We start from the raw sequence: 21,799 nt of genomic DNA on the forward strand, positions 1-21,799 counted from the left end.
GATCCTTAGGTCAGGACAGCCAGGTTCCGATCGTCGGGATGGCGAGGCCAAGCCCGAGAATGAAGACGGCCCAGGTGAAGACGACCAGCAGCGCCGACAAGGCGAGCGCGCCGCGCCAGCCCACCTGCCCGCTCGCCAGCGTCGCGAGGAAGGCGGCGATGGCGACGCTGGGCGCCAGGCCGAGGCCGGAGAGGCCGAAGCCGAAGACGAGCACCGCCGCCACCACCAGCACCAGCGCGCGCCACGCGAAGGGCGCGACCCGCCCGCCCTCGCCGATCAGCGCGCGGACGAAGATGACGAGCCCGATGAGGCCGAGCAGGCCCGACAGCAGCAGCGGAAAATAGGCGGCCCCCATGCGCACGGCGGTGCCGAGCGACAGGTCTCTCGCCAGAAAGGCGAAGCCGCCGGCGAAGGCCATGAACATCAGGCCGGAAAGGGCATCCTGGCTGCACAGGGCCTGAAGCGGAGACTTGCCGTGCGGAAACTTGCCGTGCGGAGATTTGCCGTTCATCGCAGCGATCCGTTGGGCGGAAGGGAAAGGACGGGGAAGGGCTCGGCCGTTCCCCGGCGCAGCGGCCTCACTGGGGCTTGATGTTCCCCTTCTCGATGACCTCCTTCCACTGGGCGGTCATCGTCTTGATGAGGTCGGCGAACTGCTCGGGGGTGGAGGACACCGGCGTCATGCCGAGCTCCTGCATCTTCTTCACCGTCTCCGGCTGCTTCATGAAGGTCTGGAGTTCGGCCGAGAGCTTGTCGGTCACCGCGTCCGGCGTGCCGGCGGGCGCGAGGAAGCCGTGCCAGGCGGTCGCCTCGAAGCCGGGAATGGTCTCGGCGACGGTGGGCAGGTTCTTGTCGAAATCCTGCCGCTCCGGGGTCGCCACCGCCAGCGCCACCAGCTTGCCGGACTTCACATGCGGCAGCAGCAGCGGGACATTGTCGAAGGCGAGCTCGACATTGCCGGCCAGCAGGTCCGGCAGCATGGCGCTGGAGCCCTTGTAGGGGATGTGCACCATCTGGGTGCCGGTCCGCTGCATCAGCAGCTCGCCGGCGAGGTTCTGCGTGGTGCCGGTGCCGGCGGAACCGAAGCTCACCTTGTCGGGATTGGCCTTGAGATAGGCGATGAGCTCGGGCACCGAGCGCGCCGCGATCTTGTCGGGGTTGATGACGAGCACGTTCGGCACCACGCTCACCTGGCCGATCGGCTTCAGGTCGCGCAGCGTCTGGTAGGGGAACTTGGCGCCATAGAGCGTGGGATGGACCGCGAGATTGGAGGTCGAGGCCAGCACCAGCGTGTAGCCGTCCGGCGCCGCCCGCGTCACCTTCTCCACGCCCGAGACGCCGCCGCCGCCGCCGATGTTCTCGACGACGAAGGGCTGGCCGAACTTCTTCTGGAAGTGCTCGGCGGCCATGCGGGCGATGATGTCGGCCGTGCCGCCGGCGGAGAACGGCACGACGATGGTGACGGCCTTGTCGGGATAGGCCGTCTCGGCCAGGGCGGCATTCGCCAGCGGCCCGGCGAGCGGCGCGCCGGCGAGGGCGAACGACAGGCATGCGGCAGCGAGTGATGTCAGCTTCACAGTTTCCTCCGTTGTCGTCTGCACCCTTGTCGGCGGGCGCTTGGATGCGCGGGCGGACGGCCCTGCCGGCAACATGTCGGCGTGCGGGGGCAAGCTGCCGACCTGTCCACTATTTGTCAAGATGTAATGATCAGCACGACAAACGAAGCCGGTGGGGGCCATCGATGGCGCGGGCAGCCGGAAGCGCCGGCGGCCAGGCCGGCCACAGTCGTGTCACGCAGGCTGGAAATTATTTCATCTCAAAGGGATAGATCGAGGGTACGCCCCTCGAATATCCGGCCGCGCGAGCCTTCGAGATGCTGGCGCATCCTGTCGCGCGCCGCACCGGCATCGCGCTCGCGAATGGCGTCATAAATGCCCTGGTGCTCCTTGAACACGCCGACAAGTCCGGCATTCGGCCCCATTAGCGAGACGCCATGGAATTTCATGCCGACGGCGATGTGATCCTTCAGCGCCTGCATCGAGGAGATGTAATAATGGTTGTTCGTCGCCGCGGCGATGGCGCAATGGAAGGCGTAGTCGGCATCCTCGCGGTGGCGATGCACCTGGGTGGCGTCGCGCATCAGGTCGAGCGCAGCGGCGATGGCCTCCAGCGCCGCCCCGTTCCAGCGTAGCGCGGCGTAATAGGCATGGTCGGGCTCGATGGTCAGCCGAAACTCGTAGCAGCGCTGGATGTCGGCGATGGTCTCCACCGGCGAGAAGCCGATGGCACGCGCCTCTTCCACCCGCACCTTCACGAAGCTGCCGGCGCCTTGGCGGGAATAGATCAACCCTTCGTCGCGCAAGCGCTTGAGCGCCTCGCGGATGATCGGGCGCGAGACGAGGAAGGCCGCGGCAAGCTCGTGCTCGCCGGGCAGCTTCTCGTCGGGCTGATACTCGCCATTGCTAATTCTGGCGTGCAGCATCTGGTAGGCGCGCTGCACCAGCGGCGTGCGGTGCGCCCGGTCGGCACCGGGCTCCGCGCCCTCGGGGGTGATCGCGGTGGAAGCCTCTCCGGTCGTCTCGCCCAGGGCGTCGTGCTCAGCCATTGCCTGTGTCCAGAAGTCGGTTCCCGGCCGCGCGCGTCGCGGCCGATCCCGCAAAGCCGCTTCGACGGGGCGGTTCGCAACAATTTGCGCGATCGATCTCATTTTACAAGTCCAAGATGGCTCCATGTCGTACGCGCTCTTGCATGAGATTTCAACATTACAACATGTTGACATTTTAAGTATCGCCCCCTATGCCATTCCGCAAATAAGCGGCGAGCCTCGTCGCAACGGGAGGATGGCGGCTTTGGAACGGGCTCGGGCTCCTTGCGGGCAGGCGCGCCAGGTTGCGGCAGCGGAACGCGCGGAATCGGCGCACCCGCCGGTGCGCCTGATCGCCGACGACCTGACCGGCGCGCTCGATGCCGCGATCGCCTTCGTCCGCCCCTCCATCCGCGTGCCCGTATACTGGGATATTCCGCCCGCCGGCCTGCCGTCGGGCGGCGTCGCGTTCGACAGCGGCACCCGCGAGGCCGGGGCGGCCGCCAGCCGCCGCAAGGTGGCGGCGCTGGCCGGCCTCCTCCCTCGCGACGGCGCTTCCCTCTTCTATGCCAAGCTCGACAGCCTGCTGCGCGGGCAGGCGGCGGCCGACATCGCCGGCTGGATGGAGGCGATGGCGTTCGACCGCTGCATCGTCGCCCCGGCCTTTCCCCATCACGGCCGCATCACCCGCGGCGGCCTCCAGTTCGTCCGCCGCGGCGCCGGGGAGCAGCCGGTCGCCACCGATCTCGCCGGCGACCTCCGCAAGGAAGGGCTGGAAGTGCGCCTGTGCCGCCCCGGCGACGCGGTGCCGGACGGGGTCAGCCTGTGGGACGCCGAGAGCGACGCGGATCTCGCCCGCCTCGTCGCGGCCGGCCGGCCGCTCGGCGGCACCACCCTGTGGTGCGGCAGCGGCGGGCTCGCGCTCGCCCTCGCCGGCACGCAGGCGGAGGAGCGCCTATCGCCCGCCGCCCTGCCACGCCCGATCCTCGGCCTGTTCGGCACCGATCACCCGGTGACGCGCGAGCAGATCGCCGCCTGCGGGACGGCGGTCCTCGCCCTGCCCGACGGCGGCGACGACGCCGCGCGGGCCGTTGCCGACAGGCTCGCCCGTAAAGGGGCGGCCTTGGCTTTCATCGACATGCCGGATGCGCCGTCCCGCGCGGCGGCGGCGGCGCGCATCGCCCACGCATTCGACCGGCTCGTGCAGGCGCTCGATCCGCCGGGCACCCTCGTCGTCGCCGGCGGCGAGACGCTGCGCGGCCTGTGCGGCGCGCTCGGCGCCGAACGCCTCGAACTCTACGGGCAGATCGAGACCGGAATTCCGTGCTCGATCCTGCGCGGCGGCCGCTTCGACGGCGTGCATGTCGTGTCCAAATCGGGCGCCTTCGGCGACCCGCAGCTGCTCCGGCGGCTGATCGTTCCATTCGAGGGAGACCACGCATGACGCCGCATCTGGCGATCACCATGGGCGATCCGGCCGGCATCGGCCCGGAGATCATCGTCAAGGCCTGCGCCAGGCTGAAGCACCGGCTCGCCGGCGGCAGCCTCCGCCTGCTGATCATCGGCAGCAATCCGGCGCTCATGGCCGCGCGGGCGGCGCTCGGCACCGACATCGCCCTCCCCGAGGTCGGGCCGGACGACGCATGGCCGGCGCTGGCCTGCCTGCAGGCCGGCCCCGAGGGCGAGCCGATCCGGCCGGGCGTGCTGTCGGTCGATGGCGGGCGCTTCGCCTATCTCGCGGTGGAGCGCGCCGTGCGCCTCGCCCAGGCAGGCCGCATCCAGGGCATCGTCACCGGCCCCCTGAACAAGGAAACGCTGAACAAGGCCGGCTATCACTATGCCGGCCACACCGAGATGCTGGCCGAGCTCACCGGCGCGCGCGGCTCGGTGATGATGCTGGCGCACGGCAATATGCGCGTCAGCCACGTCACCACCCATGTCGCGCTCAAGGACGTGCCGAAGCGCCTCACCCCCGAGCGGCTGCGCTATGTGATCGAGCTCACCGATCAGGCGCTCGGCCGCCTCGGCCTCGACCGCCGCCGCATCGCGGTGGCCGCGCTCAATCCGCATGCCGGCGAGGGCGGGCTGTTCGGCCGCGAGGACATCGATGTCAGCGAGCCGACCATCGCCCGGGCGGTCGCCGACGGCTACGACGTGGTCGGCCCGGTGCCGGGCGACACCGTGTTCGTCAAGCTGCGCGCCGGCCAGTACGACGCGGTGGTCGCCATGTATCACGACCAGGGCCACATCCCGGTGAAGCTGCTCGGCTTCGACGTGAACCCGGAAACCGGCACCTGGGACGCGTTGTCCGGCGTCAACATCACCCTCGGCCTGCCGATCATCCGCACCTCGGTCGATCACGGCACCGCCTTCGACATCGCCGGCAAGGGCATCGCCAACGAGCTGAGCCTGATCGAGGCGATCGACTATGCCGAGAAGCTCGCCGCCACCCGCGACGCCTGAAGGAGCACGCAACTCATGACCCTCGGGCTTTCCACCCCGATCGACCTGGTGCGCCCCGCGCGCATCGCCTTCGGCTCCGGCACGCTGCCTTCCGTGCAGCGCTGGCTGGACGAGAAGGGGCTGACGCGCATCCTCGTGGTCGCCGACGCCTTCAATGCCGGCCGGGTCGATCTGCTCGGCCTCACCGGCGAGGTGACGGTGTTCGGCGCGGTGAAGCCCGAGCCGGACCTGCCGAACCTGGAGGCGCTCCTCGCGCTGGCGGAGCAGGCGCGCGCGCAGGCGGTGATCGGCTTCGGCGGCGGCAGCGCCATGGACCTCGCCAAGCTCGCCGCCGTGCTGCCCGGCTCCGGCCAGAGCCTGCACGATGTGGTGGGCCCGGAGAAGGTGGCGGCCAAGCGCGCCGCCCTCGTCCAGGTGCCGACCACCGCCGGTACGGGAAGCGAGGCCGGCACCCGCGCGCTGGTCACCGATCCGGCGACGCAGAACAAGCTCGCCGTGCAGAGCCTGCACATGCTCGCCGACCTCGCGGTGATCGATCCCGATCTCACCCTCACCGTGCCGCCGGCCGTCACCGCCGCGACCGGGGTCGATGCGCTCGCCCATTGCGTCGAGGCCTTCACCAGCCGCAAGGCGCACCCGGCCATCGACCTCTACGCGCTGGAAGGCGCGCGGCTCGCCGGGCGCTACCTCGCCCGCGCCATCGCCGATGGTTCCGACCGCGAGGCCCGCGCCGGCATGGCGCTCGCCTCGCTCTATGGCGGCTTCTGCCTCGGCCCGGTGAACACCACCGCCGGCCATGCGGTGGCCTATCCGCTCGGCACCCGCCACCACATCGCCCATGGCGCCGCCAATGCGCTGGTCTTCCCGCATGTGCTGGCCTTCAACGCCCCGGCCGTGCCGGAGAAGACCGCGCTGGTGCTGGAGGCGCTCGGCCTGCCGGCGTCGAGCGACCCGCAGGCAGTGCTCGCCAGCACCCATGGCTGGTGCCGCACGCTCGGCTGCGAGATGACGCTTTCCGCCTATAAGGTGCCGCAGGACGACCTGCCGGCAATGGCCGCCGAGGCCCACGCCATCCGCCGCCTGCTCGACAACAACCCGCGCGACATGAGCCGCGAGGACATCCTCGCGATCTACCGCGCCGCCTACTGAGCCCACCCCTTCCACTCGCCAAGGCCCGCAGAAATGACCCGCATCAAAGGTACTTTCGTCGCCATCGTCACCCCCTTCGACAAGAACGAGGCGCTCGACGCCGGCGCGCTGCGCCGCCAGGTGGAACGCCAGATCGGCGCCGGCAACGGCATCTTCTGCGCCGGCACCAATGGCGAGTTCTATGCGCTCTCCTTCGCGGAGAAGGTCGAGGTGGCGCGGATCTGCGTCGAGGCCGCGGCGGGGCGCCAGCCGGTGCTCGCCCATATCGGCGAGATCTCGACCCACCAGACCATCGCGCTCGGCAGGGAAGTCCAGAAGCTGGGCGTGAAGGCGGTCTCGGCGATCACCCCGTCCTTCATCGCCTGCTCGCAGGACGAGCTCATCGACCACTACCGCAAGGTGGCGGATGCGCTCTCGGTGCCGGTCTATCTCTACAACATCCCCGCCCGCACCGGGAACACCATCGCGCCCGAGACCGCCCGCATCCTCGCCGACCATCCGAACATCATCGGCATCAAGGACAGCGCCGGCTCGCAGGAGAGCCTCGACGGCTTCCTGGAGATCGCCCGCGCGCGCGACGACTTCGACGTGCTGGTCGGCCCGGACTCGCTCATCCTGCACGGGCTGAAGAACGGCGCGGCCGGCAATATTTCCGGGCTCGGCAATGTCTCGCCGGTCACGCTCAACGCGATCAGCACCGCCTTCGAGGCCGGCGACCTCGCCGCGGCCGAGGCGGCGCAGACCCGCTTCAGCGCGCTGCGCAAGGATCTCTATGCCTTCGGCTTCCCGCCGGCCCTGGTCAAGCGCGCGCTGCGCCACGCCATGCCGGAGGTCGGCGCCAGCCGCGCGCCGGTGCTGATCAGCGCCGAGGTCGATGCCCAGGTGGCGGCGATCTCGGCCGCCAATGCCGAAGCGACGGCGTGAGGAGCGGGCGATGAGCTTCACCGTCGTCAGCCTCGGCGGGCCGGTCGCCCCCGAAGGCGAGGAGATGCTGAAGGCGGCGGGGATCACCTCGCTCGCCACCAAGCCCTACCCGTCCAAGCCGGAGGCGATCGATCTCCTCGCCGCGCATCAGGCGGACGCGATCATCGTGCGCCTCGTCGAGCGCGTCGATGCGGACATCCTCGCCGCCTCGCCCAGGCTCAAGGTGGTGCACAAGCACGGCGCCGGCACCAACGACATCGACGTCGCGGCGGCGAAGGCGGCGGGCATTCCCGTGCTGGCGGCGGTGGGCGCCAACGCGCATTCGGTGGCCGAGCACGCGCTGGCGCTGATGTTCGCGCTGATCAAGGACATGCGCCGGCAGGACGCCTTCGTGCGCGGCGGCGGCTGGGCGAGCAAGGCCTATCAGGGCCATGAGCTGCGCGGGCGCACGCTCGGCCTCGTCGGCATGGGCCTGATCGGCCGCAACCTCGCCCGCATGGCGAGCGCGATCGGCATGCGCGTCGAGGCCTACGATCCCTATGCGCCGGACGATGCCTTCGGCCCCGACTGCGCCCGCGCCGGCGCTCTCGACGCGCTGTTGGCGGCCTCGGACGTGATCAGCCTGCACTGCCCGCTTACCGAGCAGACGCGCGGACTGATCAACGCCCGCACGCTCGGGCTGATGAAGCCGAGCGCGCTGCTGATCAACACCGCGCGCGGCGAGGTCGTCGACGAGCCGGCGCTGGTCGTGGCGCTGAAGGCCGGCATCATCGCCGGGGCAGGGCTCGACACCTTCTCCCCCGAGCCGCCGGCACCGGACAACCCGCTGTGGCAGCTCGACAATGTGGTGCTGTCGCCGCATATCGGCGGCGTGACCGAGGAGGCCCGCCGCGAGATCTCGCTGATCGCCTGCGGCAACGTCATCGCGCTGCTGAAGGGCGAGACGGTCGAGCCGCGCTTCTTCGTGCGCGGTTGAGCAGGCCGGCGGGCCGGGCCAGCCCCGGCCCCCGCGTCCGGCTAGGCGACGGCCGCGCTTCCGCCCTGCGGGAGCGTGCCGGCCGGCGTTTCGCGGCCATGGGCGGCGATCCCCGCCGCCAGTTCCCGGAGGATGGCGGGCAGCTTCGCGCTCAGGAAATCCTCCGCGACCAGCAGCGAGACGATCTCCGCATCCTCGGGCGAGGCCGGGCGCAGCCCCTCGGCGAGGGGCAGCCCGTCCAGCCATCGGCCCGGAAAGTCGCCGCGCCCGAAGGGCGGCAACCCGCCTCCCCGTGCGTCCGCGATCGCCTCCACCTCCTCGATCGTCACGGCAACCTGCGTGCCGATCACCAGATAGGTGACGGCACCGGGCGCGATGCCGATATGCACTCCAGGGCGCCATTCCCGTACGCGGCCGAAGGCATCGGGATTGGGTACACGCAAAGCGCGCATTTTTTCCTCGGAAATATCAGAGATAGAATGGTGTAGACTTACCTCGGCCGGCCCGCAATGTCTTTGCCGAAACACCGCGCGCCGGTCTCCTTCGCATCCTTGTGAGCGGCGGGCGCCGCCGCTTCGACAGGCCGATTCATTCGCGCCCGCAGCGCGGCTTTTTCATGTCTGGAAAGCCTGATTTTACGCGGTTTCCAGCCGCAAAAGCCCCCTGTCGCAACGGCAGGCCGGCCCTCTCCGCCGGGCTTCCCCAGCGTCGTCGTGAGGCGGGATCGGCCCGCGAGTTCGGCTAGGCCGGCAGGCGCATCTCCGCCTCCTCGGACCCGACGAGCCGCGACACCAAGGCGGGATGGCGGGAGGAGGCCAGCTCGACGATCTTGTTCCGCCGCTTCGGCCGCGCGATGCGGGCCGATCGGACGATGCTGTACAGATCGGCGTGATTGCCCTCCATGCAGGCCCGCACGATGCGGAACAGGTTGCTGGTTCCCGACAATGTGCCGGTCACGTTGTGCCCCACCCACGGCACGCTGAAGATCACCGAAGAAGGATACGCCGCCTGGATCTTCCCGGCATGGAAGCGATCCCGGCGGTCATAGGTGTCGAGGAACAGGTAGACGCGCCCCGCCACATCGGCCGGAACGATGCCCATGCCGGCCATGGCGCGGGTGAAATGGCCTCCCCATCCGGGGTCGACGCCGCCGCATTCCGCCGGATCGATGGACCATTGCGGACACAGCGAGACCACATGGCTCGCCTCGAACAGCGCGGAATACTTGACCGCCGCATAGCCGCCCATCGAGCCGCCATAGAGGACGCGCTGCCGATAGGCGTCGAGCTGGGGCCGCATCGCCTCCAGCGCCTTGCGCACGCTCTCGGGTGGGAACCAGTTCGGCTTCTTCGCCACCAGCCCGAGGCAGGGCATCGACATCTTCGCCGCCGGCCCCTGCGCGAAGAAGGTCCGCTTCTCGACGGGAAAGATCAGGTCGGAAAACGTGATCAGCAGGAAATCCAGCGTGCCCGGCTGGTAATACGCCAGTAGATGCCTGTCCTCGAAAAGCAGGACGCTGTTCTCGCCGGCCATGTCCGCGCTCATCCCCCCTTGAAAGACCTTGCCGGCCGCCTTGCGCCACCGCCGCCGCCCGCCCGGAGGCGACGCCGCGCCGGGCGTGATGGTCGGCAGGCCCGTCACGCCGGCGAGCCGCCGCATACCAAAAGATGCATGATTGAATTATACACGCAATGGTTATGGCAGGAATATCGCCCGCCGGCAGCGCCCATCGCTCGCGCCTCCCCCGCCGCGGGCATATCGGCCGGTCCTTTTCCCATCCGCACGGCGGCGGCCCGGCACAGTTTAGAGTTATGCCAATTTCTAGTTGGAAGCCGGCCGCCCTCCTATATGCTGGGTCGTGAAGCGCCCGCGGGGCACCGGTCGGTGCCTGATCCGCCGTCCGCCCGTCCCCGGCGACCGGATGTCCAAGCGGGCCGACCGGATGTTGCGAGGCTTCCATGTCCTTTACCCTGAAGATCAACGGTACCAGCCACGACGTCGACGTCGACGACGACACGCCGCTCCTCTGGGTGCTGCGCGACGTGCTCGGCATGACCGGCACCAAGTTCGGCTGCGGCGCCGCGCTGTGCGGCGCCTGCACCGTGCACCTCGACGGCGCGCCGGTCCGCTCCTGCGTCACCACCGTCGACAGCGTCGGCGATTCCGCCATCACCACCATCGAGGCGGTCGGCGCCTCGCCGGCGGGCCGCCATGTCCAGCAGGCCTGGCTCGACCTCGAGGTCGTTCAGTGCGGCTATTGCCAGTCCGGCCAGATCATGTCGGCCGCGGCGCTGATCGCCGAGAACAAGTCGCCCTCCGACGACGACATCGACAACGCCATGTCCGGCAATATCTGCCGCTGCGGCACCTATGCCCGCATCCGCGAGGCGGTGAAGCACGCCGCCACATCCTTTGCCGGCGAAACGAAGTGAGGCGGCCATGCTGAACATTCCCTCTCCCCGGCGCGCCACCCCCGAGACGGCCGCCCCCGGCCTGTCCCGCCGCACCTTCCTCACCGCCAGCCTCACCGCCGGCGGTGGGCTGCTGCTGGCCGTCAGCCTGCCGACGCTCGCCGGCGAGGCGCTGGCGGCCGATGGCCCCTTCGCCCCGGATGCCTTCATCCGCATCGATGCCGACGGCGCCGTCACCCTGGTCATGCCGCAGGTCGAGATGGGCCAGGGCACCTACACCGCGCTGCCGATGCTGATCGCCGAGGAGCTGGCGGTCGATCTCGCCGGGGTGCGGCTCGAGCACGCACCGCCCAGCGACAAGCTGTACGGCAACCCGGCCATCGGCTTCCAGGTCACCGGCGGCTCCACCTCGATCCGTGGCTTCTACGAGCCGCTGCGCAAGGCCGGGGCCACCGCGCGCACCATGCTGGTGACGGCGGCGGCGCAGACATGGGGCGTCGATCCCGCCAGCTGCGACGCCGCCAGGGGCGTCGTCCTGCATCCCGCCACCGGCCGCACCGCCACTTACGGCTCGCTCGCCGCCAAGGCCGCCGCGGTCGCGGTGCCGAAGGAGGTGGCGCTGAAGCCGGCCGACAAGTTCACCCTGATCGGCACCCCGGCAAAGCGCCTCGACGCCCCCGGCAAGGTCGACGGCACCGCCGCCTATGGCATCGACGTCAAGCTGCCCGGCCTGAAGATCGCCACCGTCGCCGCCTGCCCGGTGTTCGGCGGCAAGCTGAAGAGCGTCGACGATACAAAGGCCCGCGCGGTCAAGGGCGTGCGGCAGATCGTCAAGCTCGACGATGCCGTCGCGGTGGTCGCCGATCATATGGGCGCGGCGAAGAAGGGCCTCGCCGCCCTGACCATCGAGTGGGACGAGGGCCCCAACGCCAAGCTCTCCACCGGCGAGATCGTGCAGCAGATGCAGGCGCTGGCGGCCTCGGGGCCGGCGGTCGACGACAAGAAGGTGGGCGACGTCGCCGCCGCCGAGCGGGCCGCCGCCCGCACCGTCAAGGCGACCTACCAGATGCCGTTCCTCGCCCACACCACCATGGAGCCGCTGAACTGCACCGTGCATGTGCGGCCCGATGCCTGCGAGGTGTGGGTCGGCTCGCAGGTGCTGAGCCGGGCGCAGGCCACCGCCGCCGAGGTCACCGGCCTGCCGCTGGAAAAGGTGAGCGTGCACAATCACCTGCTCGGCGGCGGCTTCGGCCGGCGTCTCGAGGTCGACAGCGTCACCCAGGCGGTGAAGATCGCCAAGCAGGTGGACGGGCCGGTCAAGGTGGTGTGGACGCGCGAGGAGGACATCCAGCACGACATCTACCGCCCCTATTACTATGACGAGTTCGCCGCCGGGCTCGACGCGCAGGGCAAGGTGTCGAGCTTCCGCCACCGCGTGGTCGGCTCCTCCATCGTGGCGCGCTGGCTGCCGCAGGCCTTCACCAACGGCCTCGACTTCGACGCCGTCGACGGCGCCGCCGGCCCCTACACCTTCCCCAACCTGCATGTCGACTATGTCCGGCATGTGCTGCCGGAAGGTCTCGTCACCGGCTGGTGGCGCGGCGTCGGCATCACCCACAACGCCTTCATGGTCGAGGGCTTCGTCGACGAGCTCGCCGTGGAGGCCAAGGCCGATCCGGTCGCCTTCCGCAGCGGGCTGCTGGCCGGCGACGCGCGGGCGCGCGGCGTGCTGGAGCTCGCGGCGCAGAAGGCGGGCTGGGGCACGGCGATGCCGGCCCGCGCCGGGCGCGGTGTGTCGCTGCTGTTCGGCTTCGGCACCTATATGGCGCAGGTCGCCGAGGTGGAGATCGGCAAGGACGGCGCGGTCAAGGTGCCGCGCATCGTTTGCGTCGTGGATTGCGGCGTGGTGATCAACCCCGACACCATCAAGGCGCAGGTGCAGGGCGGCATCGTCTATGGCCTCACCGCCGCGCTCTATGGCGAGATCACTCTGAAGGACGGCCGCGTCGAGCAGAGCAACTTCGACAGCTACCAGGCGCTGCGCATCGAGGAGATGCCGCAGATCGAGGTGCACATCGTGGAGAGCCGCGAGGCGCCGGGCGGGCTCGGCGAGCCGTCGACGGCCGGCGTCGCCCCGGCGGTGGTCAATGCGGTGTTCGCCGCCACCGGCCAGCGCCTGCGCCAGCTGCCGATCGACCCGGACCGGCTCAAGGGAGCGTGAACGTGCGTCCGCGATAGAGCGGGCGCCGCCGACCTGCTCTACCCTGCGGGAAACGGGCGGGGATGAAAGCGATGGACCTGCAGGTCGGCGCCGGCAGCGGCGTGAGGAGCAGCGCAGCGGCGGCCGGCCTGCCGCTGGTGCCGGCGGCGTTCTTCGGCATGGTGCTGGGGCTGGTCGGCCTCGGCGGCAGCTGGCGGGCGGCGCATGCCCTGTGGGGCGTGCCGGCGGCCATCGGCGAGGCGCTCATGCTCGCCGGCACGGCGGTATGGGCGGCGGTCACGGTGCTGTTCGCGCTCAAATGGATCTTCGCCCGCGACAAGGCGCTGGAGGAGGCCGCGCACCCCGTGCAGTGCTGCTTCATCGGCCTCGCCGGCGTCGCCACCCTGCTGGTCAGCCTCGCCGCCGGCCCCTATTCCCGCCCGGCGGCGCTGGGGCTGCTGGGGCTCGGCGCGCTGTTCACTCTCGGCTTCGCGCTGTGGCGCACCGGGCTCCTGTGGCGCGGCGAACGCGATCCCGCCCACACCACGCCGGTGCTCTATCTTCCCACCGTCGCCGGCTCCTATGTCACCGCCATCGCCTGCGGCGCGCTGGGCTTCACGGATTGGGGGCAGCTCGCCTTCGGCGCCGGCGTGTTCTCCTGGCTCGCCATCGAGTCGGTGCTGCTCGGCCGGCTTTACACCGCCTCGCCGCTCGCCCCGGCGTTGCGGCCGACGCTCGGCATCCAGCTGGCGCCGCCGACGGTGGGCGCCCTCGCCTATCTCTCCGTGACGCAGGGACCGCCGGACATCTTCGCCCGCGCCCTGCTCGGCTACGGGCTGCTGCAGAGCTTGCTGCTGCTGCGCCTGCTGCCCTGGATCCTGCGGCAGCCACTCTCCCCCGGCTACTGGGCCTTCACCTTCGGCTGCACCGCCTTCGCCACCGCCGCGCTGCGGCTGGTCGAGCGCGGCGAGACCGGCGCCGTTGCCCTGCTGGCGCCGGTGCTGCTGGCGGGGGCGACGCTGGTGGTGGCGATCACCGCCGCCCATTCCCTCTGGCAGCTGGTCAATGGCCGGCTGCTGCCGACCCCCGCCCCGTCGCCCGCGGCGACGCGCTCCTGAACGAGCCGGCACCGGTATCCGGCCCCGCCCCGGGGATGGTTGGCAGACCGGGATTTCCTTCCCATATGCGCGAGGACGGTTCCCGGAAAGGGAGTCGCTTGGAGGCCTTTCATGCGAAATTCAGATCCGCGGCTGTGGATGTGGTCCGAGGCGCTCGCCATGGTATCGCGAGCCGAACGTCTGCGCGGGCAGATGTTCCAGCCGGCCCCGGCGCCGCAGCGCAGCCGCGCGGTGCATTGGGAGCCGCCGGTCGATCTTCTCGAGACCGAGCACGAGCTGCTCGTCTTCGCGGCGCTGCCCGGCGTCGATCCCGAGCGCATCCAGGTCACGATCACCGGCGGCACGCTGGTGCTGTCGGGCGACCGGGTGCTGCCGCCGGAACTGCGCACCGCCACCATTCATCGCCTCGAACTGCCGCAAGGCCGCTTCGAGCGGCAAATCTCGCTGCCGCCCGGCCGCTATGAGGTTGCCCGACCCCGCATGGTCAATGGCTGCCTCGTCGTCGCGCTGCACAAGCTGGCCTGAGGGGACCCTTTCATGACCCACCCCGCTTTCCTGAATACCCGCCCCGCCCATGCCGCCGATGCCGGCGGCGCCACCGGTGCCGAAGCCGGCGACCAGCCGCTGATCCTGCTGCCGGTGCGCGGCTTCGTGCTGTTCCCCGGCGTCGTGCTGCCGCTCGCCGTCACCCGCCCGGCCTCGGTCGCCGCCGCCCAGCAGGCGGTGCGCGAGGGCCGGCCGGTCGGCCTCGTCATGCAGCGCGATCCGGCGCTGGAGGAGCCCGGCCCGCACGACCTGCACCGCACCGGCGTGATCGCCAACATCCTGCGCTTCGTCACCGCGCCGGACGGCACGCATCACATCGTCCTTCAGGGCGAGCAGCGTTTCCGCATCGAGAGTTTCGTGCGCGAGAAGCCGTTCATCACCGCGCATGTCCAGCGCGTCGAGGAGGCCAGCGAGCGCAGCCCGCAGATGGAAGCGCGCTTCCTGCACCTGCAGGGCCAGGCCATCGAGGCGCTGGAGCTGCTGCCGCAGACGCCGGCCGAACTGGTGGCCGCCGTGCGCGGGGCGAGCGAGCCCGGCGCGCTCGCCGACATGGTCGCCGCCTATCTCGACATCAGCGCGGACGAGAAGCAGGAGCTTCTGGAGACCAGCGACGTCGCCACCCGCGTCGATCGCGTGGTGCGGCTGCTGGCCCAGCGCATCGAGGTGCTCAGACTGTCGCAGGAGATCGGCCGCCAGACCAAGGCGTCGCTGGACGAGCGCCAGCGCGAGGTGCTGCTGCGCGAGCAGATGGCGGCGATCCAGAAGCAGCTCGGCGAGGACGACGGCAACAGCCAGGAGATCGCCGATCTCGAAAAGGCGATCACCGAGGCCGGCATGCCGGAGGATGTCGACCAGATGGCCCGCAAGGAGCTGGGCCGGCTGCGCCGCATGTCCGATGCCGGCCCGGAATACGGCATGGTGCGCACCTATCTCGACTGGCTGATCGCCCTGCCGTGGAAGCTGCCGGAAGAGAAGGCCATCGACATCGCCGAGGCGCGCAAGATCCTCGACGAGGACCATTTCGGCCTCGACAAGATCAAGCGGCGCATCGTCGAATATCTCGCCGTGCGCAAGCTGGCGCCGAACGGCAAGGCGCCGATCCTGTGCTTCGCCGGCCCTCCGGGCGTCGGCAAGACCTCGCTCGGCCAGTCGATCGCCCGCGCCATGGGGCGCAAGTTCATCCGCGTCTCGCTCGGCGGCGTGCATGACGAGGCGGAGATCCGCGGCCATCGGCGCACCTATGTCGGCGCGCTGCCCGGCAACATCGTCCAGGGCATCCGCAAGGCGGGCACCCGCGACTGCGTGATGATGCTGGACGAGATCGACAAGATGGGCTCGGGCATCCAGGGCGACCCCTCGGCCGCCATGCTGGAAGTGCTCGACCCCGAGCAGAACGGCACCTTCCGCGACAATTATCTCGGCGTGCCGTTCGACCTGTCGCGCGTGGTGTTCATCGCCACCGCCAACATGCTCGACACCATCCCCGGGCCGCTGCGCGACCGCATGGAGATCATCACCCTGTCCGGCTACACCGATCAGGAGAAGCTGCAGATCGCCAAGCGCTATCTCGTCCGCCGCCAATTGGAGGCGAACGGGGTGACGCCCGAGCAGGTCGAGATCGACGACGCCGCGCTCACCGGCATGATCCGCGCCTATACGCGGGAGGCCGGCGTGCGCAATCTCGAGCGCGAGGTCGGCCGCGCCGTCCGCCATGTCGCGGTCGACATCGCCGAGGGCCGGACGGGCAAGGTGCATATCGGCGCGGCGGAGCTGCCCGAGCTGCTCGGCCCGCCGATCTTCGAGGACGAGGTGGGGCTGCGCGTCAGCGTGCCCGGCGTGGCCACCGGCCTCGCCTGGACGCCGGTCGGCGGCGACATCCTGTTCATCGAGGCGACGAAGATCCCCGGCCGCGGCGGGCTGATCCTCACCGGCCAGCTCGGCGACGTGATGAAGGAGAGCGCCCAGGCGGCGATGAGCCTCGTCAAGAGCCGCGCCGCCGAGTTCGGCATCGACCCGGCGGTGTTCACGACCAGCGACGTGCATGTGCACGTCCCGGCGGGGGCGACCCCGAAGGACGGGCCGAGCGCCGGCGTCGCCATGTTCACCGCGCTGGTCTCGCTGCTCTCCGGCCGCACGGTGCGCAAGGACACCGCGATGACCGGCGAGATCTCGCTGCGCGGCCTCGTCCTGCCGGTCGGCGGCATCAAGGAGAAGGTGGTGGCGGCCGCCCGCGCCGGCCTCACCCGCGTGATGCTGCCGGCCCGCAACCGCCGCGACTATGAGGACATCCCGCAGGACGTCCGCGACCGGCTGGACTTCGTCTGGCTGGAGCGGGTGGACGAGGCGATCGCCAACGCGCTGGAGCCGGCCGCCGTGCCGGCCTCCCCCGCCGAAGCCGCGGCCTGACGCGCCCCGGCTCCATGATCCGGCTCGGCCGCGAGGTCGGGCCGCAAGCCGCCCCGGCGAAGCTCGTCGGGGCGGCCTCCCTGCCCGGTCCGCGCAGGTTCAGCTCGCGGCCGCGGCCGCGGCGGCGAAGAAGCGGTTCTCCGGCCGCGGCAGGCCGAGATGCTCGCGCAGCGTCGTGCCCTCGTAGTCGCGCCGGTAGATGCCGCGCCGCTGCAGTTCCGGCACCACCCTGTCGACGAAATCGTCGAGCCCGGCCGGCAGGAACGGGAAGGTGATGTTGAAGCCGTCCGAGCCTTCGGTCTCCAGCCATTCCTCCATCTCGTCGGCGATGCTCTCCGCCGTGCCGACGAAGGCGAGGCCGGCATAGCCGCCGAGCCGCTGCGCCAGCTGGCGCACGGTGAGGTTGTCGCGGCGGGCGAGTTCGATCACCCGCTCGCGGGCGCTGCGGCTGGCATTGGTCTCCGGCACGTCGGGCAGCGGCCCGTCGGGGTCGAAGCGCGAGGCGTCGTGGCCGAGCGCGATGGACAGCGAGGCGATGGCGCTGTCGTAATGCACCAGCCCGTCGAGCCGCGCCCGCTTGGCGCGGGCCTCCTCGAGGCTGTCGCCCACCACCACGAAGGCGCCGGGCAGGATCTTCAGATGGTCGCGCGGCCGCCCCAGCCGGTCGAGCCGGCCCTTCACGTCGGCATAGAAGGCGCGGCCGGCGGCGAGGTTCGGCGCGGCGGCGAAGATCGCCTCCGCCGTCTCGGCGGCCAGCTGGCGCCCCGGCTCGGAGGCGCCCGCCTGCACGATCACCGGCCAGCCCTGCACCGGCCGGGCGATGTTGAGCGGTCCGCGCACCGAGAAATACGGCCCCTTGTGATCGAGCACATGCAGCCGCGCCGGATCGACATAGAGCCCGCTCTCCGGGTCGCGCGGGAAGGCGTCGTCGGCGAAGCTGTCCCACAGGCCGGTGACGACGTCGAAGAACTCGCGCGCCCGCACATAGCGCTCGTCATGCTCCATATGGTCGTCGAGGCCGAAATTCAGCGCCGCGTCGGGATTGGAGGTGGTGACGATGTTCCAGCCGGCGCGCCCGCCGCTGATATGGTCCAGCGAGGCGAAGCGCCGGGCGATGTGGAACGGCTCCTCGAAGGTGGTGGAAGCGGTGGCCACCAGCCCGATCCGCGAGGTCGCCATGGCCAGCGCCGAGAGCAAGGTGAAGGGCTCGAAGGAGGTGACGGTCTGGCTGCGCTTCAGCGCCTCCACCGGCATGTTCAGCACCGCGAGGTGGTCGGCCATGAAGAAGGCGTCGAACTTGCCCTCCTCCAGCTTCTGCGCCAGCCGGACGATGTGGCCGAGGTTGAAGTTGGCGTCCGGCCAGGCCCCGGGGTAGCGCCAGGCGCCGGTGTGGAGGCTCACCGGCCGCATGAAGGCGCCGAGGTGAAGCTGCTTGCGTGTGCTCATGCCGGTCATTCCCGATGCCGATTGCGGGCGGAAGCGAGCCTTATAGCTATGCGGCAACCGCACGGCCGCAAGCGGCGGAAGGCCAGTTGTCGCGACATAAGCTTCCGTATGAGCCGGCGATCGGAGAAGAACGTTCCGTCAGGTCTCGCCGCGCTGAGGCTGCGCGGCACGGCGCCGGCGCGGGGCCGGCTTGGTGAGCCGGTGCAGGATCACCGTCGTCACGCCGAGGAACAGCACGGTCAGCGCCGCCATCACCACCACCCATTCCATGCTGCCGAAGCTGCCGAGACGCGAGGCCGTGTGCCCGGCGAGCCAGCCGGGCGACAGCATCAGCGCCGCCCAGGCGAAGGCGGAGGTGACGTTGGCGATCTGGAACGGCCGGTGCTTCATCGCCATCATGCCGGCGACCAGCGGGATGGTCGAGCGGATGGGGCCGAGGAAGCGCCCGAAGAACACCGAGGCGAAGCCGTAGCGCCGGAAGAACAGCCGCGCCCGCGCCACGCTCGGGCGGTACTGCGCCAGCGGCCATTTATAGACGAGGCTGCGGCCGACGCGGCGTCCCAGCAGATAGGAGACGGCGTCGCCGAGGATGGCGCCGAGGATCGAGCCGGCGAGGATCGGCAACGGCTCGACGATGCCGGAGCCCATCAGCCCGCCGATCAGCATCATCAGTGCGGTGGCCGGGATGAACAGCCCGACGATGACGAGGGATTCGCCGAAGGCGATGATGCCCGCGAGGAGCAGGGCGTAGGATTGATGCGCCTCGATGAAGGCGCCGACCTGGCCGATGAATTGTTCCATGAATATCCGTCTTGCCCGATCCGTGCGTCAATTGATTGACACCCCGCACCGGTTCCGCCCCCAATCGGGTGCAACATAGCCACTGCGGCGTGCCGCCCGGCAGGGGTGGGGCGATCAAAAATCGGATAGCCGCGGCCTCATGGCGAACCGCCACGAGTACAAAACCGCTAGAAGCCGACGTGACGAAGGATTACGGCTCCGCTAGAATGGCGGGGCCGAGAATAGAGTAGCAGGGTGGTGTCTCCTGCGCCCGTCATCCGGGTTCTTCCCAGCCACGGCGTCAACCTGATCCAGTCGGGATGACGTCTTGCTGGACAAGGCGGCGTTCCGACGACCATGACGGAGCGCACATGAACTACGTTCTTCTTTCGGTGGCGATTATTTGCGAGGTGATCGGCACCAGCTTCATGAGACAGTCGGAAGGCTTCACCCGGCTGATCCCCAGTGTCGTCACCGCGCTCGCCTATATCGCCGCCTTCTATTGCCTGTCCCTGACGCTGAAGACGATCCCCACCGGCATCGCTTATGCGATCTGGTCGGGGACGGGCATCGTGCTCATCGCCGCCGTGGGATGGGCGTTTCAGGGGCAGAAGCTCGATGCGCCGGCCGTTCTCGGCATGACGCTGATCGTGGCGGGCGTCCTTGTCATCAACATGTTCTCGAAAGCCGCTGTGCATTGACGCGGCAGGCTGTCCGCTCCGCCACGGCGTCGCCGGGAGCGGACAGCCCGAAGCCGTCACGCCCAGTCGGCCCGATCTGTCGGTCGAGGGGCACGTCTCGCTCCCCCATGGTCCGTGAACCCACGGGTAGCCCGCAGCAGATTGATGAAAATTTCTCACTTCCTTGCGGAAATAATACCGGATTAATTCACGACGGTTCGGCCGCTACCGTCTCTCCATCAACACGGCACCGCGCTGCGGGCCATTCGGATGGAGATCGACATGCGTACCTGGTTCATCACCGGCGCCTCCCGTGGTTTCGGCGCCCTCATCGCCCGCGAGGCCCTTGCGGCCGGCGACAATGTGGTCGCCACCGCCCGCGACCCGCGCACTGTCGTCGACACGCTCGGCGAGCATCCCCGCCTGCTGGCCGTCGCCCTCGACGTCACCGACGAGGCGCAGGCCTTCGCCGCCGCCGGCGAGGCGGTGAAGCGCTTCGGCCGCATCGACACGCTGGTCAACAATGCCGGCTTCGGCCTGCTCGGCGCGGTGGAGGAATCCAGTGCCTCGGAGGTGGAGCGGGTGTTCCGCACCAATGTATTCGGCCTGCTCAACGTCACCCGCGCCGTGCTGCCGCACATGCGCCGCCAGCGCGCGGGGCACGTCGTCAACATCTCCTCGCTGGGCGGCTATGGCGCCTATCACGGCTGGGGTGTCTACGGCGCCACCAAATTCGCGGTGGAGGGCCTGTCGGAGGCGCTGTCGCAGGAACTCGCCCCGCTCGGCATCGACGTGACGGTGGTGGAGCCCGGCTTCTTCCGCACCGATTTCCTCGACGAGCGCTCGCTGGTGAAGACCCGGGCGGAGATCGCCGATTATCACGAGACGGTCGGCGCCATGCGCAGCTTCGCCGATGGCGCCAACCATGCCCAGCCGGGCGATCCGGCCAGGCTCGCCAAGGCGTTCATGGCGCTCGCCAATGCCGAGGTGAAGCCGCTGCGCCTGCCGCTCGGCAGCGACGCCGTGGCGCGCATCGAGGACAAGCACGCCTTCGTCGAGGGGGAACTCGCGACGTGGCGCGACCTCTCGCTCTCGACCGATTTCGCGAAGGCGGCCGGCTGATCGCGACGGCAGGCCGGCCGGTCATCCGGCCGGTCGCCCTAGCCGCCGCGCGAGAAATCGATGAAGGCGCGCAGCGGCGCCGGCATCTGCCGCCGGCTCGGATAATAGAGGTAGAAGCCCGGATAATGCGGGCACCAGTCCTCCAGCACCCGGACGAGCGCGCCGCTCGCGAGGTGGGCGCGCACCTGCTCCTCGAAGAGATAGGCCATGCCGAGGCCGTCCAGCGCCGCCTCCAGCATCAGGTCCTGCTCGCTCAGGGTCAGCGGGCCGTCCACCTCGACCGAGATTTCCTCGCCGCCGCGCTCGAATTCCCACGCATAGAGCGCGCCGCCGAGGAAGCGGAAGCGGATGCACGGCTTGCCGCGCAGCTCGCGGGGATCCTGCGGCACCCCGTGGCGAGCGAAATAGTCCGGCGTGGCGACCACCGCGAAGGCATGGCGCGGGCCGATCGGCACGGTGATCATGTCGGCGGCGATGCTCTCGCCGAAGCGGATGCCGGCATCGAACCCTTCTCCCACGATGTCGACGAGGGCATCGCTGATCACCAGTTCCACCCGGATGTCGGGATAGGCGGCCATGAACCGCGCCAGCAGCGGCATCAGCACCAGCCGCGCGCACAGGCGCGGCATGTTGAGGCGCAGCGTGCCGGCCGGGCGGTCCCGAAAGCTGTTCAGTTCGTCGATGGCGTCGTCTATGTCGCGGAAGGCCGGGCCGATGCGGGCGAGAAGGCGCCCGCCCGCCTCGGTCAGGGCGACGCTGCGGGTGGTGCGGTTGAACAGCCTTACCCCGAGCCGCTCCTCGACCAGCCGCATGGAATGGCTCAGTGCCGAGGGGGTCACGCCCAGCTCGGACGCGGCGCGGCGGAAGCTGCCATGCCGGGCGATGGCGAGGAAGACGCCGAGATCGGCCGGATCGATGCGCGACATTGCTGAACCGCCCTCGCCAATGAGCCTTCACACATTAGCCAGGATGCACAATCCTGCGATCCGGCGCC

Annotated in this window: 20 protein-coding genes; 12 read left to right on the plus strand and 8 right to left on the minus strand. The window is 69.9% G+C overall.

Annotated elements, in window-relative coordinates:
• Nucleotides 1-10: 10 nt before the first annotated feature.
• The 3 genes from KHC19_RS00830 to KHC19_RS00840 all read right to left on the minus strand — a co-directional run bounded on the left by KHC19_RS00830 (nucleotide 11) and on the right by KHC19_RS00840 (nucleotide 2,605).
• Nucleotides 11-511, minus strand: a complete 501-nt coding sequence (locus KHC19_RS00830) for a tripartite tricarboxylate transporter TctB family protein (RefSeq protein WP_213350134.1) — start codon at nucleotides 509-511, stop codon at nucleotides 11-13.
• A gap of 67 nt (nucleotides 512-578) precedes the next feature.
• On the minus strand, nucleotides 579-1,577 hold the full coding sequence (locus tag KHC19_RS00835; protein ID WP_343207619.1) for a Bug family tripartite tricarboxylate transporter substrate binding protein: 999 nt from the start codon (nucleotides 1,575-1,577) through the stop codon (nucleotides 579-581).
• Between the two features lie 239 nt (nucleotides 1,578-1,816).
• A complete protein-coding gene (locus tag KHC19_RS00840; RefSeq protein ID WP_213350135.1) occupies nucleotides 1,817-2,605 on the minus strand; it encodes a FadR/GntR family transcriptional regulator in 789 nt (262 codons plus the stop codon).
• Between the two features lie 322 nt (nucleotides 2,606-2,927).
• Here KHC19_RS00840 and KHC19_RS00845 point away from each other — a divergent pair, with 322 nt between their 5' ends.
• From KHC19_RS00845 to KHC19_RS00865, 5 genes are read left to right on the plus strand one after another with little or no spacing between them, the layout of a single operon-like run.
• The gene (locus KHC19_RS00845) at nucleotides 2,928-4,028 is read left to right on the plus strand and encodes a four-carbon acid sugar kinase family protein (RefSeq protein ID WP_343207620.1); all 1,101 of its coding nucleotides are present in this window, start codon (nucleotides 2,928-2,930) and stop codon (nucleotides 4,026-4,028) included.
• Entirely contained in the window at nucleotides 4,025-5,047 is a 1,023-nt protein-coding gene (gene pdxA / locus KHC19_RS00850; protein WP_213350136.1) for a 4-hydroxythreonine-4-phosphate dehydrogenase PdxA, read from the plus strand. Before KHC19_RS00845 ends, pdxA begins: the two co-directional genes overlap by 4 nt.
• Nucleotides 5,048-5,062: 15 nt before the next feature.
• Nucleotides 5,063-6,196 carry an iron-containing alcohol dehydrogenase gene (locus KHC19_RS00855; protein ID WP_213350137.1) on the plus strand — a complete coding sequence of 378 codons (1,134 nt, stop codon included), beginning with the start codon at nucleotides 5,063-5,065 and terminating at the stop codon, nucleotides 6,194-6,196.
• A gap of 33 nt (nucleotides 6,197-6,229) precedes the next feature.
• Complete coding sequence (locus KHC19_RS00860) at nucleotides 6,230-7,120, plus strand: dihydrodipicolinate synthase family protein (protein WP_213350138.1); 891 nt, start codon at nucleotides 6,230-6,232, stop codon at nucleotides 7,118-7,120.
• Nucleotides 7,121-7,130: 10 nt separating this feature from the next.
• Nucleotides 7,131-8,096 (plus strand): hydroxyacid dehydrogenase, encoded by a 966-nt coding sequence (locus tag KHC19_RS00865; RefSeq protein ID WP_213350139.1) that lies wholly within the window; start codon nucleotides 7,131-7,133, stop codon nucleotides 8,094-8,096.
• A gap of 41 nt (nucleotides 8,097-8,137) precedes the next feature.
• On the opposite strand, the gene KHC19_RS00870 is transcribed toward KHC19_RS00865, so the two are convergent.
• A complete protein-coding gene (locus KHC19_RS00870) occupies nucleotides 8,138-8,548 on the minus strand; it encodes a hypothetical protein (protein ID WP_213350140.1) in 411 nt (136 codons plus the stop codon).
• Between the two features lie 289 nt (nucleotides 8,549-8,837).
• Nucleotides 8,838-9,629, minus strand: a complete 792-nt coding sequence (locus KHC19_RS00875) for a hypothetical protein (protein WP_213350141.1) — start codon at nucleotides 9,627-9,629, stop codon at nucleotides 8,838-8,840.
• 425 nt (nucleotides 9,630-10,054) lie between these two features.
• On the opposite strand from KHC19_RS00875, the gene KHC19_RS00880 reads away from it, so the two are divergent.
• The 5 genes from KHC19_RS00880 to lon all read left to right on the plus strand — a co-directional run bounded on the left by KHC19_RS00880 (nucleotide 10,055) and on the right by lon (nucleotide 16,777).
• Nucleotides 10,055-10,528 (plus strand): (2Fe-2S)-binding protein, encoded by a 474-nt coding sequence (locus KHC19_RS00880; protein ID WP_213350142.1) that lies wholly within the window; start codon nucleotides 10,055-10,057, stop codon nucleotides 10,526-10,528.
• Between the two features lie 7 nt (nucleotides 10,529-10,535).
• The gene (locus KHC19_RS00885) at nucleotides 10,536-12,728 is read left to right on the plus strand and encodes a xanthine dehydrogenase family protein molybdopterin-binding subunit (RefSeq protein ID WP_213350143.1); all 2,193 of its coding nucleotides are present in this window, start codon (nucleotides 10,536-10,538) and stop codon (nucleotides 12,726-12,728) included.
• A gap of 71 nt (nucleotides 12,729-12,799) precedes the next feature.
• A complete protein-coding gene (gene tehA / locus KHC19_RS00890) occupies nucleotides 12,800-13,825 on the plus strand; it encodes a dicarboxylate transporter/tellurite-resistance protein TehA (RefSeq protein ID WP_213350982.1) in 1,026 nt (341 codons plus the stop codon).
• 111 nt (nucleotides 13,826-13,936) lie between these two features.
• Nucleotides 13,937-14,350, plus strand: coding sequence for an Hsp20/alpha crystallin family protein (locus KHC19_RS00895; RefSeq protein WP_213350144.1), 414 nt, complete (start codon nucleotides 13,937-13,939; stop codon nucleotides 14,348-14,350).
• A 12-nt stretch (nucleotides 14,351-14,362) separates the two neighbouring features.
• The gene (gene lon / locus KHC19_RS00900; protein WP_213350145.1) at nucleotides 14,363-16,777 is read left to right on the plus strand and encodes an endopeptidase La; all 2,415 of its coding nucleotides are present in this window, start codon (nucleotides 14,363-14,365) and stop codon (nucleotides 16,775-16,777) included.
• A gap of 99 nt (nucleotides 16,778-16,876) precedes the next feature.
• On the opposite strand, the gene KHC19_RS00905 is transcribed toward lon, so the two are convergent.
• Together KHC19_RS00905 and KHC19_RS00910 are read right to left on the minus strand one after the other, a co-directional pair.
• Nucleotides 16,877-18,223, minus strand: coding sequence for an LLM class flavin-dependent oxidoreductase (locus KHC19_RS00905; RefSeq protein ID WP_213350146.1), 1,347 nt, complete (start codon nucleotides 18,221-18,223; stop codon nucleotides 16,877-16,879).
• 138 nt (nucleotides 18,224-18,361) lie between these two features.
• Nucleotides 18,362-19,024 (minus strand): DedA family protein, encoded by a 663-nt coding sequence (locus tag KHC19_RS00910; RefSeq protein ID WP_213350147.1) that lies wholly within the window; start codon nucleotides 19,022-19,024, stop codon nucleotides 18,362-18,364.
• Nucleotides 19,025-19,374: 350 nt separating this feature from the next.
• Here KHC19_RS00910 and KHC19_RS00915 point away from each other — a divergent pair, with 350 nt between their 5' ends.
• The gene (locus KHC19_RS00915) at nucleotides 19,375-19,704 is read left to right on the plus strand and encodes an SMR family transporter (protein WP_213350148.1); all 330 of its coding nucleotides are present in this window, start codon (nucleotides 19,375-19,377) and stop codon (nucleotides 19,702-19,704) included.
• Nucleotides 19,705-19,965: 261 nt separating this feature from the next.
• Nucleotides 19,966-20,805, plus strand: coding sequence for an oxidoreductase (locus KHC19_RS00920; protein WP_213350149.1), 840 nt, complete (start codon nucleotides 19,966-19,968; stop codon nucleotides 20,803-20,805).
• 38 nt (nucleotides 20,806-20,843) lie between these two features.
• Here KHC19_RS00920 and KHC19_RS00925 read toward each other — a convergent pair whose 3' ends face one another.
• Nucleotides 20,844-21,731: a LysR family transcriptional regulator gene (locus KHC19_RS00925; protein WP_213350150.1), complete on the minus strand. Its 888-nt coding sequence runs from the start codon at nucleotides 21,729-21,731 to the stop codon at nucleotides 20,844-20,846.
• Nucleotides 21,732-21,799: the final 68 nt, after the last annotated feature.

The organism is Ancylobacter oerskovii, assembly GCF_018390555.1.
Lineage (GTDB): Bacteria > Pseudomonadota > Alphaproteobacteria > Rhizobiales > Xanthobacteraceae > Ancylobacter > Ancylobacter oerskovii.